The sequence below is a fragment of the Enterobacter sp. EC_64 genome (assembly GCF_019584165.1).
Lineage (GTDB): Bacteria > Pseudomonadota > Gammaproteobacteria > Enterobacterales > Enterobacteriaceae > Enterobacter > Enterobacter roggenkampii.
Genome location: NZ_VDAS01000013.1, coordinates 98,413 through 115,048 on the forward strand (window position 1 = coordinate 98,413; position 16,636 = coordinate 115,048).

At 55.2% G+C, this 16,636-nt stretch carries 20 protein-coding genes; 11 read left to right on the top strand and 9 right to left on the bottom strand.

The features are described 5' to 3' along the window. Positions 1 to 10: 10 nt before the first annotated feature. Entirely contained in the window at positions 11 to 370 is a 360-nt protein-coding gene (gene frdD, locus FHC52_RS12685; RefSeq protein ID WP_008502934.1) for a fumarate reductase subunit FrdD, read from the top strand. A gap of 29 nt (positions 371 to 399) precedes the next feature. On the opposite strand, the gene ampR is transcribed toward frdD, so the two are convergent. Continuing rightward, positions 400 to 1,275 carry a LysR family transcriptional regulator AmpR gene (gene ampR, locus FHC52_RS12690; protein ID WP_023293463.1) on the bottom strand — a complete coding sequence of 292 codons (876 nt, stop codon included), beginning with the start codon at positions 1,273 to 1,275 and terminating at the stop codon, positions 400 to 402. Between the two features lie 132 nt (positions 1,276 to 1,407). Here ampR and blaMIR point away from each other — a divergent pair, with 132 nt between their 5' ends. Together blaMIR and FHC52_RS12700 are read left to right on the top strand one after the other, a co-directional pair. Further along, on the top strand, positions 1,408 to 2,553 hold the full coding sequence (blaMIR, locus tag FHC52_RS12695; protein ID WP_220420103.1) for an MIR family cephalosporin-hydrolyzing class C beta-lactamase: 1,146 nt from the start codon (positions 1,408 to 1,410) through the stop codon (positions 2,551 to 2,553). Positions 2,554 to 2,683: 130 nt separating this feature from the next. Next, complete coding sequence (locus FHC52_RS12700) at positions 2,684 to 3,214, top strand: lipocalin family protein (RefSeq protein WP_023326541.1); 531 nt, start codon at positions 2,684 to 2,686, stop codon at positions 3,212 to 3,214. On the opposite strand, the gene sugE is transcribed toward FHC52_RS12700, so the two are convergent. Continuing rightward, the gene (sugE, locus tag FHC52_RS12705; protein WP_008502938.1) at positions 3,211 to 3,528 is read right to left on the bottom strand and encodes a quaternary ammonium compound efflux SMR transporter SugE; all 318 of its coding nucleotides are present in this window, start codon (positions 3,526 to 3,528) and stop codon (positions 3,211 to 3,213) included. The genes FHC52_RS12700 and sugE overlap by 4 nt on opposite strands. Positions 3,529 to 3,789: 261 nt before the next feature. Here sugE and FHC52_RS12710 point away from each other — a divergent pair, with 261 nt between their 5' ends. Beyond that, the gene (locus tag FHC52_RS12710; protein ID WP_021240725.1) at positions 3,790 to 4,389 is read left to right on the top strand and encodes a LuxR C-terminal-related transcriptional regulator; all 600 of its coding nucleotides are present in this window, start codon (positions 3,790 to 3,792) and stop codon (positions 4,387 to 4,389) included. Between the two features lie 37 nt (positions 4,390 to 4,426). Here FHC52_RS12710 and ecnB read toward each other — a convergent pair whose 3' ends face one another. The 3 genes from ecnB to efp all read right to left on the bottom strand — a co-directional run bounded on the left by ecnB (position 4,427) and on the right by efp (position 5,438). Then, positions 4,427 to 4,573, bottom strand: coding sequence for a lipoprotein toxin entericidin B (gene ecnB / locus FHC52_RS12715; protein ID WP_003025482.1), 147 nt, complete (start codon positions 4,571 to 4,573; stop codon positions 4,427 to 4,429). A 108-nt stretch (positions 4,574 to 4,681) separates the two neighbouring features. Next, on the bottom strand, positions 4,682 to 4,813 hold the full coding sequence (locus FHC52_RS12720; RefSeq protein WP_024907352.1) for an entericidin A/B family lipoprotein: 132 nt from the start codon (positions 4,811 to 4,813) through the stop codon (positions 4,682 to 4,684). Positions 4,814 to 4,871: 58 nt separating this feature from the next. Next, positions 4,872 to 5,438, bottom strand: coding sequence for an elongation factor P (gene efp, locus FHC52_RS12725; RefSeq protein ID WP_008502940.1), 567 nt, complete (start codon positions 5,436 to 5,438; stop codon positions 4,872 to 4,874). A gap of 40 nt (positions 5,439 to 5,478) precedes the next feature. Here efp and epmB point away from each other — a divergent pair, with 40 nt between their 5' ends. Continuing rightward, positions 5,479 to 6,507 (top strand): EF-P beta-lysylation protein EpmB, encoded by a 1,029-nt coding sequence (gene epmB, locus FHC52_RS12730; protein ID WP_008502941.1) that lies wholly within the window; start codon positions 5,479 to 5,481, stop codon positions 6,505 to 6,507. 65 nt (positions 6,508 to 6,572) lie between these two features. Here epmB and FHC52_RS12735 read toward each other — a convergent pair whose 3' ends face one another. Next, positions 6,573 to 6,926, bottom strand: coding sequence for a DUF4156 domain-containing protein (locus FHC52_RS12735; RefSeq protein ID WP_008502942.1), 354 nt, complete (start codon positions 6,924 to 6,926; stop codon positions 6,573 to 6,575). A gap of 234 nt (positions 6,927 to 7,160) precedes the next feature. Between FHC52_RS12735 and FHC52_RS12740 the strand changes: the two genes are divergently transcribed. From FHC52_RS12740 to iadA, 3 genes are read left to right on the top strand one after another with little or no spacing between them, the layout of a single operon-like run. Next, complete coding sequence (locus FHC52_RS12740) at positions 7,161 to 7,826, top strand: nucleoside recognition domain-containing protein (RefSeq protein WP_063418048.1); 666 nt, start codon at positions 7,161 to 7,163, stop codon at positions 7,824 to 7,826. Continuing rightward, positions 7,807 to 8,268 (top strand): YjiG family protein, encoded by a 462-nt coding sequence (locus tag FHC52_RS12745; RefSeq protein WP_023293466.1) that lies wholly within the window; start codon positions 7,807 to 7,809, stop codon positions 8,266 to 8,268. The genes FHC52_RS12740 and FHC52_RS12745 overlap by 20 nt, the downstream gene beginning before the upstream one ends. Positions 8,269 to 8,278: 10 nt before the next feature. Further along, a complete protein-coding gene (iadA, locus tag FHC52_RS12750) occupies positions 8,279 to 9,442 on the top strand; it encodes a beta-aspartyl-peptidase (protein WP_045354588.1) in 1,164 nt (387 codons plus the stop codon). 65 nt (positions 9,443 to 9,507) lie between these two features. Here the strand turns inward: iadA and groL are convergent, their stop codons facing one another. Then, positions 9,508 to 11,151, bottom strand: coding sequence for a chaperonin GroEL (gene groL, locus FHC52_RS12755; protein WP_008502946.1), 1,644 nt, complete (start codon positions 11,149 to 11,151; stop codon positions 9,508 to 9,510). A 31-nt stretch (positions 11,152 to 11,182) separates the two neighbouring features. Continuing rightward, the gene (locus FHC52_RS12760) at positions 11,183 to 11,476 is read right to left on the bottom strand and encodes a co-chaperone GroES (RefSeq protein ID WP_003855929.1); all 294 of its coding nucleotides are present in this window, start codon (positions 11,474 to 11,476) and stop codon (positions 11,183 to 11,185) included. Between the two features lie 179 nt (positions 11,477 to 11,655). Between FHC52_RS12760 and yjeH the strand changes: the two genes are divergently transcribed. After that, positions 11,656 to 12,876 carry an L-methionine/branched-chain amino acid transporter gene (gene yjeH / locus FHC52_RS12765; RefSeq protein ID WP_025911862.1) on the top strand — a complete coding sequence of 407 codons (1,221 nt, stop codon included), beginning with the start codon at positions 11,656 to 11,658 and terminating at the stop codon, positions 12,874 to 12,876. A gap of 36 nt (positions 12,877 to 12,912) precedes the next feature. Here yjeH and FHC52_RS12770 read toward each other — a convergent pair whose 3' ends face one another. Beyond that, positions 12,913 to 13,377, bottom strand: a complete 465-nt coding sequence (locus FHC52_RS12770; protein ID WP_023616652.1) for an FxsA family protein — start codon at positions 13,375 to 13,377, stop codon at positions 12,913 to 12,915. Between the two features lie 334 nt (positions 13,378 to 13,711). On the opposite strand from FHC52_RS12770, the gene aspA reads away from it, so the two are divergent. Together aspA and FHC52_RS12780 are read left to right on the top strand one after the other, a co-directional pair. Further along, entirely contained in the window at positions 13,712 to 15,148 is a 1,437-nt protein-coding gene (gene aspA, locus FHC52_RS12775; protein ID WP_003855923.1) for an aspartate ammonia-lyase, read from the top strand. A gap of 115 nt (positions 15,149 to 15,263) precedes the next feature. Then, positions 15,264 to 16,565: an anaerobic C4-dicarboxylate transporter gene (locus tag FHC52_RS12780; RefSeq protein ID WP_008502949.1), complete on the top strand. Its 1,302-nt coding sequence runs from the start codon at positions 15,264 to 15,266 to the stop codon at positions 16,563 to 16,565. Positions 16,566 to 16,636 lie beyond the last annotated feature (71 nt).

Consider the following 16,636-nt stretch of genomic DNA (forward strand, 5'->3'; position numbering starts at 1 on the left):
GGAGACTACTGTGATCAATCCAAATCCAAAACGTTCTGACGAGCCGGTCTTCTGGGGCCTCTTTGGCGCAGGCGGCATGTGGAGTGCCATCATTGCCCCCGTCATCATTTTGCTGGTGGGCATTATGCTGCCGCTGGGGCTGTTCCCGGGCGATGCGCTGAGCTACGAACGCGTACTGGCATTCGCGAGCAGCTTTATTGGTCGCGTGTTCATCTTCCTGATGATCGTCCTGCCGCTGTGGTGTGGCCTGCACCGTATTCACCATGCGATGCATGACCTGAAAATCCATGTACCGAGCGGGAAATGGGTATTCTACGGTCTGGCGACCATCCTGACCGTGGTGACGCTGATTGCCGTGATCACTATCTGACGCCTCTGGCCCGCCATCCGGCGGGCCTTTTATTTCTGCATCTTCCCCACCAGCCATTGAGCAAACTCGCGCATTGCGGGCGTTTCTGCGCGTGACTGCAGCCTCGTGAGCCAGTAGCTACCAAGGTCAATCTGCGTCGCAAAGGGTTGCACAATGCGCTCACTGTTCAGCAGATGGGTGAACATATCGACAGGGGCAATCGCGATGCCCGTACCTGCCTGCGCGGCTTCCAGCATGGTCACGGACGAATCAAATACCATTACCCGGTGCGTCGGTGAAGGCGGGTTTTCTCCCGCGGCCTGCATCCAGGCGGTCCACTCGTCGCGCCGGTAAGAACGCAGGAGGGTAAACTTCAGGATATCGGCAGGGGTGTGCAAGGCGGCAGCGATGTCAGGCGTGCAAAGCGGCGCAAGCGGTGCAGGGCAAAGAAACGTCGCTTCCGTGCCGTGCCACGCCCCGCCGCCATAACGAATGGCGTAATCAAGCCCCTCGGCTGCCGGATCGACGCGATTGTTGTGCGTCGACAGCTGAAGATCGATATGCGGATAGCAGCGACGAAAGTCAGCGAGCTGCGAGAATAACACCCCGGTAGCAAAGGTACCCACCACGCCAATTTTCAGCTTCTCCTGGGCGCGCTGGCTGGCAAAGCGATCCAGCATTCCGGCAATTCGGTCGAACGAGTCATTCAGCACCGGCAGCAAATTCTCGCCTTCCGTGGTCAGCATCAGCCCACGCGAAACGCGGACGAACAGCTGGCAATTAAGGTGCTGTTCCAGCGCCTTTACGTGCTGGCTAATCGCGGAATGGGTGACATTCAGCTCGATAGCGGCATGCGTAAAACTGAGGTGCCTGGCGGCGGCTTCAAACGCCCGCAGGGAATTAAGCGGAAGATAGCTGCGGGTCATGGTCCCATCCGTTAGAAAAATTAACAGCTAATGCTAAATTTAACCGTTTGTCAGCCACAGTCAAATCCAACAGACTACAGCGGTCTGACGGGCCCGGACACTCCCTTGAACTGCTATTACGGAAGATAACCGATGATGACAAAATCCCTAAGCTGTGCCCTGCTGCTCAGCGTCGCCAACTCTGCATTCGCCGCACCGATGTCCGAAAAACAGCTGGCTGAGGTGGTGGAACGTACCGTTACGCCGCTGATGAACGCGCAGGCCATTCCGGGTATGGCGGTGGCGGTAATTTATCAGGGTCAGCCACACTACTTTACCTTCGGTAAAGCCGATGTTGCGGCGAACAAACCCGTCACCCCGCAAACCCTGTTTGAGCTGGGCTCTATAAGTAAAACCTTCACCGGCGTACTGGGCGGCGATGCCATTGCCCGGGGTGAAGTAGCGCTGGACGATCCGGTAGCAAAATACTGGCCTGAGCTCACGGGCAAGCAGTGGCAGGGCATTCGCATGCTGGATCTGGCAACCTACACCGCAGGCGGTCTGCCGTTACAGGTGCCGGATGAGGTCACGGATACCGCTTCTCTGCTGCGCTTTTATCAAAACTGGCAGCCGCAGTGGAAGCCGGGCACCACGCGTCTTTACGCTAACGCCAGCATCGGTCTTTTTGGTGCGCTGGCGGTTAAACCTTCCGGCATGAGCTATGAGCAGGCCATGACGACGCGGGTCTTTAAACCCCTCAAGCTGGACCATACCTGGATTAACGTCCCGAAAGCGGAAGAGGCGCATTACGCCTGGGGATACCGTGAGGGTAAAGCGGTCCACGTTTCGCCAGGGATGCTGGACGCGGAAGCCTATGGCGTAAAAACTAACGTGAAGGATATGGCGAGCTGGGTGATAGCCAACATGAAGCCGGATTCTCTTCAGGCTCCCTCACTCAAGCAAGGCATTGCTCTGGCACAGTCTCGCTACTGGCGCGTGGGGGCCATGTATCAGGGGTTGGGCTGGGAGATGCTCAACTGGCCGGTCGATGCCAAAACCGTCGTCGGAGGCAGTGATAACAAGGTGGCGCTGGCACCATTGCCCGTGGCAGAAGTGAATCCACCCGCGCCACCGGTCAAGGCCTCCTGGGTCCATAAAACAGGCTCGACGGGCGGGTTTGGCAGCTACGTGGCATTTATTCCTGAAAAGCAGCTCGGCATTGTGATGCTGGCGAATAAAAGCTATCCGAACCCGGCACGCGTTGAGGCGGCATACCGTATCCTCGACGCGCTGCAGTAAAACATTGCCGGGTGGCGGCTTCGCCTTACCCGGCCTTCAAAACCACGGTGTGCGGCGAAATTCGCCGCACAATCTTCCGCATTTTTCCTGCTGTCATCTACACTTAACAAAAAACAGTAAGGAAACTCCTATGCGCATTCTGCCTGTTATCGCCGCGGTGACAGCCGCGTTTTTAGTGGTTGCCTGCAGTTCCCCTACCCCGCCTCCTGGCGTCACCGTCGTCACGCCTTTTGATGCACAACGCTTCCTTGGAACATGGTATGAAATCGCGCGCCTCGACCATCGGTTTGAGCAGGGTTTAGAGAAGGTCACTGCGAATTACAGTCCGATGGATGATGGCGGTATTCAGGTGATCAACCGGGGCTATAATCCCGATCGGGAGATGTGGCAGCAGTCGGTGGGAAAAGCGTACTTCACTGGCGACCCGCGACGGGCCGCGCTTAAGGTCTCTTTCTTTGGTCCGTTTTATGGCGGTTATAACGTGATAGCGCTCGACAAAGCGTATCGCCATGCGCTGGTCTGTGGGCCGGATCGCGACTACCTGTGGATACTCTCCCGCACGCCAACTATTTCACCCGAAATGAAGCAGCAGATGCTGGACGTCGCGACCCGGCAAGGGTTTGATGTATCAAAACTTATCTGGGTAAATCAGCCCCATTAGTGGGTGCTGAGCTTAAGCCCAACGATCCCGGCCACAATCAGAGCGAGGCTGGCGATACGCGCCAGACTCGCTGACTCGCCGAGTAGCAGAATGCCGGTGATGGCGGCCCCCACTGCGCCAATACCCGTCCAGACGGCATAAGCCGTTCCCACAGGCAAAGAGCGCATCGCCCAGGATAGCAGAACAATACTGACTATCATGGCGGTAACGGTAATGACGCTGGGCGTCAGGCGGGTAAATCCGTGGGTGTACTTGAGACCAATCGCCCATACCACTTCGAGCAGGCCAGCAATAAAAAGAATGATCCAGGACATGTCAGGCTCCTTAACTTAATGCAAGTTGGGGCCGTCCCCGGTGAAAGAAACGCTTACGGGTCGTCCCGTAAGGCAGAGATTACGCCACCTATTGTGGTTAGCGTGCTATTTTTTTTCAATCCTTTTTTGCTGAACACGTTAAGGCAAGAAATAGCCGCAGTATGGCGCGGAGTTCCGGCTTTTAGCACTCATCCGACTTCTCTATGATGATGTGCTTTCTGATGGCAGGAAGCCAAACCACTAGCCGACTGCGAATAAAATATGTTCAAAATTCTTTTGATTGACCGTTGTCACTTCACCCGCGCGGGGTTTGAAGCATGGCTCAATCATTCCGGTTTGTTCCCGGGACACTACGTTGTGACCGGGCTGAATAATCTGTTTCTTGCCAGAGAACACATTCTGCAATGGAAACCAACGCTGGTTATCGCTGACCTGTACGGCTTCAGGCAGGATATTCACCATTTTCAGCAGCTCTCTTCCCTGCTTAACGCCAGTGAACGATTACCGTTTATTTTGCTGCAGTCGGGAGAGGACAGCGGGATGACCGACTGGCTTGGGAAGTTTCCGGTCTGGTCGTCGCTGTTAAAAAACGCCAGTCTCGAAGAGGTGGCAACGGTTATCAACGACGCGTTAATTTCGCGCGCCAGCGCTGACAGGCCAACGGCGGCGGCTCCCTTGCTGACCCGACAGGAAGAGAAGGTGCTGACGTTATGGATGGACGGCGCGAGCAATCAAAAAATTGCCGCTCACCTGAGCATCAACGGAAAAACGGTTTATACCTATAAACGCAATATCCGCATGAAATTACATATGGATACGCGTTTTTCTCCGTTCTTATCCCTGCAGGAATCAGAAAGCTGACGGTACGAAACCCGGCTGGTCCCGTACCGTTTATTCATTACTGCTGAGCTTTTGTTGCCGCACCAGAGATTGCGCTACCACCTTCAGAAATATCCTGACCGACGCCACGCGTGGTATTACAGGCCGTTAACACTGAAGAAAGTACCAGGACTGAAAAGATCGCTGCAATTGTCTTCTTAACCATAATATCTTCCTTTTATAGCCAAAGTTGTTTTGTGTATAGCAACTTAAGAATAGACAAAATCCCGCCGGTTGACGGAAGAGGAAGCATTTTTAGGAAAATTAGACGAACTTAGCTGGCGGCGTGAGAAATGATATGACCCAGATCCTGGATATCTTGTCCCATTCCACGCGTGGTGTTACAGCCAGAAAGCAATGCACTGGAGAGCGCTAACAGAAGCAGAATTTTAACGGTACGTTTCATCATCCCTGCCTGCAAAAAATCGGGCGCAGCGGGCGCTGCGCCTTCAATCATACGTAAATTACTTCACGCGGGATACGTATTCGCCGGAGCGGGTATCCACTTTGATCACTTCGCCAGTCTGTACGAACAGTGGCACTTTCACCACTGCGCCGGTAGACAGTTTGGCTGGCTTACCGCCGGTACCTGCGGTATCACCCTTCAGACCTGGATCGGTTTCAACGATTTCCAGTTCTACGAAGTTTGGTGGGGTCACTGCGATAGGCTGGCCGTTCCACAGGGTCACGATGCACTCAGCCTGATCCAGCAGCCATTTAGCGCTGTCACCTACCGCTTTCTCATCAGCAGACAGCTGTTCGAAAGTGGAGTTGTTCATGAAATGCCAGAACTCGCCATCGTTGTACAGATAGGTCAGGTTCATATCAACAACATCAGCGCCTTCAGCAGAGTCAGTAGACTTGAAGGTTTTCTCAACACGGGTACCGGTCAGCAGACGGCGCAGCTTAACGCGTGCGAATGCCTGGCCTTTACCTGGTTTAACGAATTCGCTGGCTTCAACCGCGTACGGTTCGCCGTCCATCATGATTTTAAGACCAGCACGAAAATCGTTGCTATAGTACGTTGCCATAAGGCCCTCTAAATTTGTTAACTGGTAGCTAAGCCACAAAATGGCGCATATTGTAACCCTAAACACCCCGTCCAGAGAAGATTGGTTATCGCAACTTGCCGATGTAATCACCAGTCCTGATGAATTGCTGCGTCTTTTAGACCTCGATCAGCACCCAGAGTTGCTTGCAGGCCGCGAGGCAAAGCGCCTTTTCGCCCTGCGCGTTCCCCGTGCGTTTGTGGCGCGGATGGAGAAAGGCAACCCCGACGATCCGCTATTAAAACAAACGCTTACTTCGCAGGATGAATTCATTACTGCGCCGGGATACAGCACCGATCCGCTGGAAGAGCAGAATAGCGTGGTGCCGGGTTTACTGCACAAATATCTCAACCGCGCCCTGCTGCTGGTAAAAGGCGGGTGTGCGGTAAATTGTCGTTATTGCTTCCGTCGGCACTTCCCCTATGCCGAAAACCAGGGCAATAAACGCAACTGGCAGGTCGCGCTGGACTATATCGCCGCCCATCCGGAGCTGGATGAGATTATTTTTTCCGGCGGTGACCCGTTGATGGCGAAAGATCATGAGCTGGACTGGCTGCTGACTCAGCTTGAAGCCATCCCGCACATTAAGCGCCTGCGCATTCATAGCCGCTTACCGATTGTTATTCCGGCACGTATCACCGACGGCCTTGTGGCACGCCTGGAGCAATCTCGCCTGCAGGTGCTGCTGGTGAATCATATTAATCACGCGAACGAAATTGACGATGCGTTTCGCGCGGCGATGGCGCGACTGCGTAAAGCGGGCGTGACGCTGCTGAACCAGAGCGTGCTGCTGCGCGGCGTGAATGATAGCGCCCGCGTGCTGGCCGATCTGAGCAATGCCCTGTTTGATGCGGGCGTGATGCCGTATTACCTGCACGTGCTGGATCGCGTTCAGGGCGCGGCGCATTTCATGGTGACGGATGAAGAAGCCCGGCAGATTATGCGCGAACTGTTAACGCTGGTTTCAGGCTATATGGTGCCGAAGCTGGCACGCGAGATTGGCGGAGAGCCGAGCAAGACGCCGCTCGATTTGCAGCTGCGGCAGCACTAAAAAGGCAGGTGGCGCTACGCTTACCTGCCCTACAGGGCCGGGCGTAGCGCCATTAGCACATTACATCAGTTCGGGCACTTATAGACCTGGCCCGTCATCTGGCTGGCGGTCGGCACGAAGCTGGACAGCATACTCTGCGTTGGGCTACTTACGCCGTAAATCACGTTGCCGCCCATTGCCGCAGCCTGATTACGCAGGGCATTCGCCGCTCCGCGCATAGAACCGCCTTCCTCACCGTGCTGACCCGACATCCAGTTACTTTGTTCACCGGTTGCCGTGCCTAACAGTTGGCATTCACTGCCAGGCTTATCTTCCACAAAGCGAACGCCCTGGCCCGCTGCCGACAGCTCATTGCTGGAGCTACAACCCGCCAGCAGCAGTGCTGCCCCTACAATCCCTGCACAGACTTTTACGCGCATGTTATTCCTCGTTTTCAATAAGCTGGACAGTAATTGTCCGTGTGTAAATCTTATACCTAAAAGATGACTAAAAGAAAAACCCCCGCGCATTTCTGCGAGCCAGATTCCGCGAGGCACTCCTCCGACATCTTAAATGAATTCTGATAATAACCTTTGGGATATCGTGTTTTAGCCCCCGATCGTTTTTAGTGATGCAACGTACAACTTTTGTACGCGACTAAAAAAGGAGGTTTTATGAGTGCATCATCCTCAGGAGAGGAAAAAGTGACATGGGTGGGTTATGTGGCGTTTGTACTTACCATCGTTTTTTTCTCGGGCTTTTTCGCCAAAAGCACCGAATGGTGGCGCGTGCTGGATTTTACCGTCTTAAACGGCAGCTTTGGCCCGGTCAACGGCGCCCTGACGTTTCGCGGAACGGGCGGAACGGGGGCGAAAGACGGTTTCCTCTTTGCCCTTGAGCTGGCTCCCTCGGTCATTTTATCGCTTGGTATCATCGCCGTCACCGAAGGTCTGGGCGGGCTGCGTGCCGCACAGCAGCTTATGACCCCCATTTTACGTCCGCTGCTGGGTGTGCCGGGCGTTTGCTCCCTGGCGCTGATTGCCAACCTGCAAAACACCGATGCGGCGGCAGGGATGACCAAAGAGTTAACCGATGAAGGCGCGATTACGGACCAGGAGCGCGCTATTTTCGCCACCTTTCAGACCAGCGGTAGCGCCATCATTACCAACTATTTTTCTTCCGGTGCCGCGCTCTTCACCTTCATTACCATCCCGGTGATTACACCGCTGGCCGTTATTCTGGTGTTTAAATTCGTTGGCGCGAACGTCCTGCGCCTGTGGATCGCCCACATGGAAAATCGTCGTCTTCAGGAGGAAGAACATGATCGCCCAGCCGCGTAAAAATATCATGGATATGTTTATTGATGGCGCCCGGCGCGGCTTTACCATCGCCACCACCAGCCTCTTGCCAAACGTCGTTATGGCGTTTGTCATCATTCAGGCGCTCAAGGTCACCGGCCTGCTGGATATTGTCGGCAAGATATGCGAGCCAATTATGGCGCTGTGGGGCCTTCCGGGTGCGGCGGCAACGGTTCTTTTGGCCTCGGTGATGAGTATGGGCGGCGGCGTGGGCGTCTGCGCCAGCCTGGTCGCCGCCGGCACGCTCAACGGCCACGATGCCACCATCCTGCTGCCCGCCATCTATCTGATGGGCAATCCGGTGCAAAACACCGGCCGCTGCCTGGGTACCGCCGGCGTAAACCCGAAATATTATCCGCATATTATTACTCTTTGTGTCATTAATGCCCTGCTCTCAATGTGGGTGATGCAGCTACTCTTCTGAGGAGATAAAAATGGATTTTTCAGTGCTGAACCCTCACCTTTTCCGCAACGCACATCTCTACGCCCCGGAGGATAAGGGACGTTGCGATCTGCTGATCGCTGCGGGAAAAATCGTGGCGATCGAAAAAGCGAACCACGGAACAACGAGGCCAGACTGCCCGGAAAGCGATCTGGCTGGGGCGGTGGTTTGCCCGGGGTTTATTGACCAGCATGTGCATTTGATCGGTGGCGGCGGTGAGGCGGGCCCTCACACCCGCACGCCAGAAGTTCGCCTGTCTGCACTCGTTGCCGCAGGCATCACCTCGGTTGTTGGCCTGCTGGGCACCGACGGCGTGACCCGGCATCCTGAATCGCTGCTGGCAAAAACGCGGGCGCTTGAGCATGAAGGGATCAGCGCATGGATGCTGACGGGGGCGTACGGGCTGCCTTCGCCGACCATCACCGGCAGTGTCGAAAAAGACGTGGCGCTGATTGATAAAATCATTGGCGTGAAATGCGCGATCTCTGACCATCGTTCTTCCGCGCCAGCAGAGGACCAGCTCGCCAGTATGGCTGCCCAGTCACGCGTAGGCGGGCTGTTGGGTGCCAAAGCGGGCATTTCCGTGTTTCACCTCGGCAACAGCCCAAAGCTGCTGGAGCCGCTGTTTAGCATCCTGAATAACGCCGACGTTCCCCGCGTGAAACTGCTGCCAACGCACGTAAACCGCGCCCAGGCGCTGTTCCTTGCCGCGCTGAGCTATGCCCGCGAAGGCGGCTTTATCGACATCACGACCAGCATCAGTGAACCGATTGACGCCGCCAGCGCCATCGTGATGGCCCGCGAGGCGCAGGTGCCGTTTAACCGGCTTACGCTCAGTTCGGACGGCAACGGCAGCCAGCCGAAATTTGATGAGAGCGGCAATCTGGTGGGGATGGGCGTGGCGGGGTTCGAGTCTCTGCTTGAAACGCTGCAGCAGCTGGTCAGCCGGCATCAGCTGCCGCTGGAAGAGGCGCTTCTTCCCTTTACGCGAAACGTGGCGGCGTTTCTCGGGCTGGAGCATAAGGGACGGATAGCGCCCGGATGCGACGCGGATTTCCTGGTACTGACGGACGATCTGAAGATTCGCGAGGTCTGGGCCAAAGGCCGCCAGATGGTGCGTGAAGGTGCCGTGTGCGTCAAAGGGACTTTCGAATAGCATCCAATAAAAAACCCCGGGCATTTCTGCCCGGGGTTCGTTCTGAGAGGTTCAGAACAACATGATTACATCATGCCGCCCATTCCACCCATGCCGCCCATGCCAGCAGCACCTAAGTCAGGCGCATCGCCTTTAGGCAGGTCGGTCACCATGCATTCGGTGGTGATCATCAGACCAGCAACAGAGGCCGCGTACTGCAGAGCAGAACGGGTCACTTTAGTTGGGTCCAGGATACCGAAGTCGATCATGTTGCCGTATTCTTCAGTTGCCGCGTTGTAACCGTAGTTACCTTCGCCCGCTTTCACCTTGTTCGCCACCACAGATGGCTCTTCACCGGCGTTAGACACGATCTGACGCAGAGGCGCTTCCATTGCGCGCAGCGCAACTTTGATACCCACGTTCTGGTCTTCGTTCTGAGCGGTCAGGCCAGCCAGTTTAGCGGCAACGCGCACCAGCGCAACGCCACCACCCGCAACCACGCCTTCTTCTACCGCAGCACGGGTCGCGTGCAGGGCATCGTCAACGCGCGCTTTTTTCTCTTTCATTTCAACTTCGGTCGCAGCACCGACTTTGATTACCGCAACGCCGCCTGCCAGTTTCGCTACGCGCTCCTGCAGTTTTTCACGGTCGTAATCGGAAGTCGCTTCTTCGATCTGCTTACGGATCTGACCAACGCGGCCCTGAATAGCGGCTTCTTCACCCACGCCATCGATGATGGTGGTGGTGTCTTTGTTGATCACAACGCGTTTCGCCTGGCCCAGGTCTTCCAGGGTCGCTTTTTCCAGCTCCATACCGATCTCTTCAGAGATGACGGTACCGCCGGTCAGGGTAGCGATATCCTGCAGCATCGCTTTACGACGATCGCCGAAGCCAGGTGCTTTAACCGCAGCCACTTTCACGATGCCGCGCATGGTGTTAACCACCAGGGTCGCCAGCGCTTCGCCTTCAACATCTTCAGCGATGATAACCAGCGGTTTGCCTGCTTTCGCAACGGCTTCCAGCACTGGCAGCATTTCGCGGATGTTGGAGATTTTTTTGTCAGCCAGCAGGATGAACGGGCTTTCCAGCTCAACAGCGCCAGTCTCTGGCTTGTTGATGAAGTATGGGGACAGGTAACCGCGGTCGAACTGCATACCTTCAACCACGTCCAGTTCGTCTTCCAGACCGGTACCGTCTTCAACGGTGATTACGCCTTCTTTACCGACTTTGTCCATCGCTTCCGCGATCAGTTTACCTACGGTTTCGTCGGAGTTAGCGGAGATGGTACCAACCTGAGCAATGGCTTTAGAGTCAGAGCACGGTACGGACAGCGCTTTCAGTTCTTCCACAGCGGAGGCGACAGCTTTGTCGATACCACGTTTCAGATCCATTGGGTTCATGCCCGCCGCAACGGCTTTCAGACCTTCGGTGATGATGGCCTGCGCCAGCACGGTCGCGGTGGTGGTACCGTCGCCTGCAGCGTCGTTCGCTTTAGAGGCCACTTCTTTCACCATCTGCGCACCCATGTTTTCGAACTTGTCTTCCAGCTCGATTTCACGTGCTACGGAAACACCGTCTTTGGTGATGGTTGGCGCGCCGAAGGATTTATCCAGCACTACGTTACGGCCTTTCGGGCCCAGGGTCACTTTAACTGCATCTGCCAGTACGTTTACGCCGCGGAGCATTTTTACACGAGCGTCGTTACCGAATTTTACGTCTTTAGCTGCCATGTTCTTATTTCCTCAAATTCTCGTGCGTAAATTACGCTTCAACAATTGCCAGAATGTCGCTCTCGGACATGATCAACACTTCTTCATTGTCGATCTTCTCGGATTTCACGCCGTAGCCATCGTTGAAAATTACGATGTCACCAACTTTAACGTCCAGTGGCTGCACAGTTCCGTTTTCCAGGATGCGGCCCTTACCGACAGCGATGATTTCGCCACGCGTTGATTTGGCTGCGGCAGAACCGGTCAGAACGATGCCGCCAGCAGACTTGGTTTCAACTTCTTTACGTTTGACGATCACACGATCATGTAACGGACGAATACTCATTGATAGCTCTCCTTTGAGAAAGTCATTATCAGTTATGGATGACGCCGGCCCGCATGCGGTTTTCCGACTAGTGCCCTGAGAGATGGGGATAGCTTTTTACCCCTTCAAGGGGGAGTTGAAAAAAAATTTTGCGAAAGTGTTACCATCGCCTCTCTTTTGGAATTGGCAGGACGATGTCAATGAGTGGACTCAAGCAGGAGTTGGGGCTGGCGCAGGGCGTCGGCCTGCTCTCAACCTCCTTATTAGGGACGGGCGTGTTCGCCGTACCTGCACTGGCGGCACTGGTAGCCGGAAATAACAGTCTGTGGGCGTGGCCCGTTCTGATTGTATTGGTTTTCCCGATTGCCATTGTGTTTGCCATCCTGGGGCGGCATTTCCCCAGCGCGGGCGGCGTGGCGCATTTTGTCGGGCTGGCATTTGGCCCGCGACTGGAGCGTGTGACCGGCTGGCTGTTTCTCTCCGTTATTCCGGTTGGGCTTCCTGCGGCGCTGCACATTGCAACCGGCTTTGGCCAGGCGCTGTTTGGCTGGCATGACGAGCAGTTGCTGTTGGCCGAACTGGGTACGCTGGCTATCGTCTGGTGGGTGGGTTCACGCGGAGCCCGCTCCAGCGCCAACCTGCAGACACTGGTTGCGGTGCTGATTGTCGCGCTCGTTGCCGCTATCTGGTGGGCGGGCGATATCACCGTAAAAGAGATTCCCTTCCCGGCCGTGACAGACGTCGACCACTCACAGCTTTTTGCCGCGCTCTCCGTCATGTTCTGGTGTTTTGTCGGTCTGGAAGCCTTTGCCCATCTGGCGTCGGAATTTAAGCAGCCTGAACGTGATTTCCCCCGCGCACTGATGATCGGCCTGCTGCTGGCAGGCACGGTGTACTGGGCGTGTACCGTGCTGGTGTTGCACTTCAAGGCTTTCGGAGCCGATCTCGCCGCCGCGGCATCGCTGCCGGGTATTGTGGTTGAACTGTTTGGTGTGAAGGCGCTGTGGATCGCCTGCGTTATCGGCTATCTGGCCTGTTTTGCTAGCCTTAACATTTATATCCAGAGCTTTGCCCGTCTGGTGTGGTCTCAGGCGCTTTACAGACCTGATAACCGCCTCGCACGGCTGTCTAAACGCCAGCTGCCGCTGAATGCCCTGAATGCCGTACTGGGCTGCTGCGTGGTGAGTACGCTGTGCATTTACGCCCTGAAGGTCAATCTGGATACGCTGCTCGTCTACGCCAACGGCATTTTCATCATGATCTACCTGCTGTGTATGCTGGCGGGATGCCGTTTGCTGAAAGGCCGTTATAAAGCACTGGCGCTTGTCGGGGGGCTACTGTGCCTGCTGTTGCTGGCAATGGTGGGATGGAAGAGCGTGTATGCCATCGTCATGCTGGCGGTGTTGTGGCTGGCGCTTTAGTAGGCCCGGTAAGCGAAGCGCCACCGGGCAACAAAATCACCGATCGTCTTTGTGATCCAGACGGTCGTGCTGTTCATCCTTACGCTGATATTCCCCTTCAAACGTGTCGCCTGGCCCGGTGCTGAACCCACCGCCCGGCATACGGCTAAAGCGCAGATGCGGCAGCAGCTTCATGGTCAGGTGCTTTTGCACCGGCGGCAGAAGCAGCAGAAGGCCGAGGAAGTCGGTAAAGAACCCGGGCAGAATCAGCAGCAGCCCCGCAATAATCAACGACACGCTTTTGATCATCTCTTCCGCCGGGCTTTCGCCTGCGGCCATCTTTTGCTGCATTATCAGGAAATTTTTGAAACCCTGATTACGCACCAGCGACATGCCGATGACGGAGGTGAAAATCACCAGAATCAGCGTCAGCAGGACGCCCAGCACATGGGCAACCTGGATGAAAATGGAAATCTCAATGTAAACATAGAGAAAGAAAGCAATAAACGGTATCCAGCGCACTGGCATCTCCTGTGTGGCAGAGGCCATCGGCCCCTGTCTGAATGTGTTCGCGACGCGCGTTTGTATGAGATGGTGACGGTTAGCGAAAATTCAATCAGTTTGCACGGATATTTTTTTTGGAAATATTAAAGCGGTGACCCATTTCACAGATTAATAATTATCATGGAATCGGCTCGATAATAAGTGATCCAGCTTACGGCAATTCGCTATCATCAGCATATGATCTCGAGCATCTGGCTGATTGAGGGAATAATCGTCGGTCAGAAAATATTCAAAACCACATAAATACTGTGTGTTTAGTACAATCCATCGGCAGCTTGAAAAGAAGGTTCACATGTTAAACAACATTCGTATCGAAGAAGACTTGTTGGGTACCAGGGAAGTTCCAGCGGATGCCTACTACGGTGTCCACACTCTGAGAGCGATTGAAAACTTCTACATCAGCAACAGCAAAATCAGCGACATCCCTGAGTTTGTTCGTGGCATGGTGATGGTGAAGAAAGCCGCAGCCCTGGCCAACAAAGAGCTGCAAACCATTCCTAAAAGCGCGGCAAATGCGATTATCGCAGCCTGCGATGAAGTGCTGAACAACGGCAAATGCATGGATCAGTTCCCGGTTGACGTCTATCAGGGCGGCGCGGGCACCTCCGTCAACATGAATACCAACGAAGTACTGGCAAACATTGGCCTGGAGCTGATGGGTCACCAGAAAGGTGAGTACCAGTACCTGAACCCGAACGACCACGTCAACAAATGCCAGTCCACCAACGACGCCTACCCTACCGGCTTCCGTATCGCGGTGTATGCCTCCGTGGTGAAACTGGTGGATGCGATCAACCAGCTGGGTGATGGCTTCCAGCGTAAAGCGGTTGAGTTCCAGGACATTCTGAAAATGGGTCGTACCCAGCTGCAGGATGCGGTGCCGATGACCCTCGGCCAGGAATTCCACGCGTTTAACGTCCTGCTGAACGAAGAGACTAAAAATCTGCTGCGCACCTCCGAGCTGCTGCTGGAAGTGAACCTGGGCGCTACCGCCATCGGTACGCGTCTGAACACCCCGGATGGCTATCAGCAGCTGGCGGTACAGAAGCTGGCTGAAGTGTCCAACCTGCCGGTTGTGCCTGCAGAAGACCTGATTGAAGCGACCTCCGACTGCGGCGCCTACGTCATGGTACACAGCGCGCTGAAACGTCTGGCGGTGAAACTGTCCAAAATTTGTAACGACCTGCGCCTGCTCTCTTCCGGCCCGCGCGCTGGCCTGAACGAAATCAACCTGCCAGAACTGCAGGCAGGTTCGTCCATCATGCCAGCCAAGGTGAACCCGGTCGTGCCAGAAGTAGTGAATCAGGTTTGCTTCAAAGTCATCGGTAACGATACGACCGTGACCATGGCCTCTGAAGCGGGTCAGCTGCAGCTGAACGTGATGGAGCCAGTCATTGGCCAGGCGATGTTTGAATCTATCCACATTCTGACCAACGCCTGCTACAACCTGCTGGAAAAATGCATCAACGGCATCACAGCGAATAAAGAAGTCTGCGAGGGTTATGTCTATAACTCCATCGGGATCGTCACCTACCTCAACCCGTTCATCGGTCACCATAACGGCGACATCGTCGGTAAGATTTGCGCCGAAACCGGTAAGAGCGTGCGTGAAGTGGTGCTGGAGCGCGGGCTGTTGACCGAAGCCGAGCTGGACGATATTTTCTCAGCCCAGAACCTGATGCACCCGGCCTATAAAGCGAAACGATATACCGATGAAAGCGAACAGTAACCGTTCAGGCTAGGCTTCTTAAGGCACGTCACTTGTGACGTGCCTTTTTTCTTTTTAGGCGTTACCAAAATACAACAATTCAATATCAACTTGTTAATAAGCAAGGCAGGTCCTTATGTTTGGAGCAGAACTCGTCATCGTCTTGTTGGCGATTTATTTGGGAGCACGACTCGGGGGTATCGGCATCGGTTTTGCCGGCGGTCTTGGAGTGCTCGTTCTTACCCTTATCTTTCAGATTAAACCCGGCGCAATCCCGTTCGACGTTATCGAAATCATCATGGCAGTCATTGCCGCTATTGCCGCCATGCAGGTGGCAGGCGGTATGGACTACCTGGTGAGCCTGGCGGAGCGCATGCTACGCCGCCACCCGAAATACATAACCTTCCTTGCTCCGCTGGTGACCTGGTTTATGACCATTCTCGCCGGTACTGGCCACACCGCTTTCTCCACGCTGCCGGTGATCACCGAAGTGGCGAAAGAACAGGGCATCCGTCCGTCGCGTCCGCTCTCTATTGCCGTCGTCGCGTCCCAGATCGCGATTACCGCCTCGCCGATTTCCGCGGCGGTGGTCTTCTTCGCCGGTATCCTGGAGCCGATGGGCGTGAGCTACCTGACGCTGCTGGCGATCTGCATCCCGGTGACGCTGATTGCGGTGATGATTACCGCCGTGCTGTGTAACTTCCTCGGTGCTGAACTGAAAGACGATCCGGTTTATCAGGAGCGTCTGGCAAAAGGTGAAGTGAGCCTGCGCGGCAGCCAGGTCTTCGAACTGAAGCCACATGCGAAACGCTCCGTGCTGCTGTTTCTGATTGGTATTGTTGCCGTCATGTTCTATGCGACCGCCATCAGCGATACCGTGGGGCTGATCCAGAACCCGGTCCTGCCGCGTAACGAAGCGATTGTGGTGTTCATGCTGACCATCGCGACGCTGATTAGCATCACCTGTAAAATTGATACCAGCGAAGTGCTGAACGCCAGCACCTTCAAATCCGGTATGAGCGCCTGCGTGTGCGTACTGGGTGTGGCGTGGCTTGGTGATACCTTCGTGAAAGCGCACATCAGTGATATCCAGACCGTCGCTGGTGACCTGCTGCACAACTACCCGTGGCTGCTGGCTGTCGTGCTGTTCTTCGCGGCGACCCTGCTTTACTCCCAGGCGGCGACCACCAAAGCGCTGATGCCTGCGGCGCTGATGCTGGGTGTGACGCCGCTGACGGCGATTGCCTCTTTTGCGGCGGTTTCAGCCCTGTTCGTATTGCCAACCTACCCAACCCTGCTGGCGGCGGTGGAGATGGATGACACCGGCTCAACCCGTATCGGTAAGTACGTGTTTAACCACGCATTCCTCATCCCGGGCGTGGTGGCGATTACGCTTTGCGTGGTCCTCGGCTTTATCATCGGCGGCATTGTGCTGTAAACGGTTAGCCGTTGTAAAAATAGTTAAAATCGGGCCGCTCAGCGGCCCGTTTCATTAATGACCAGTCGTCT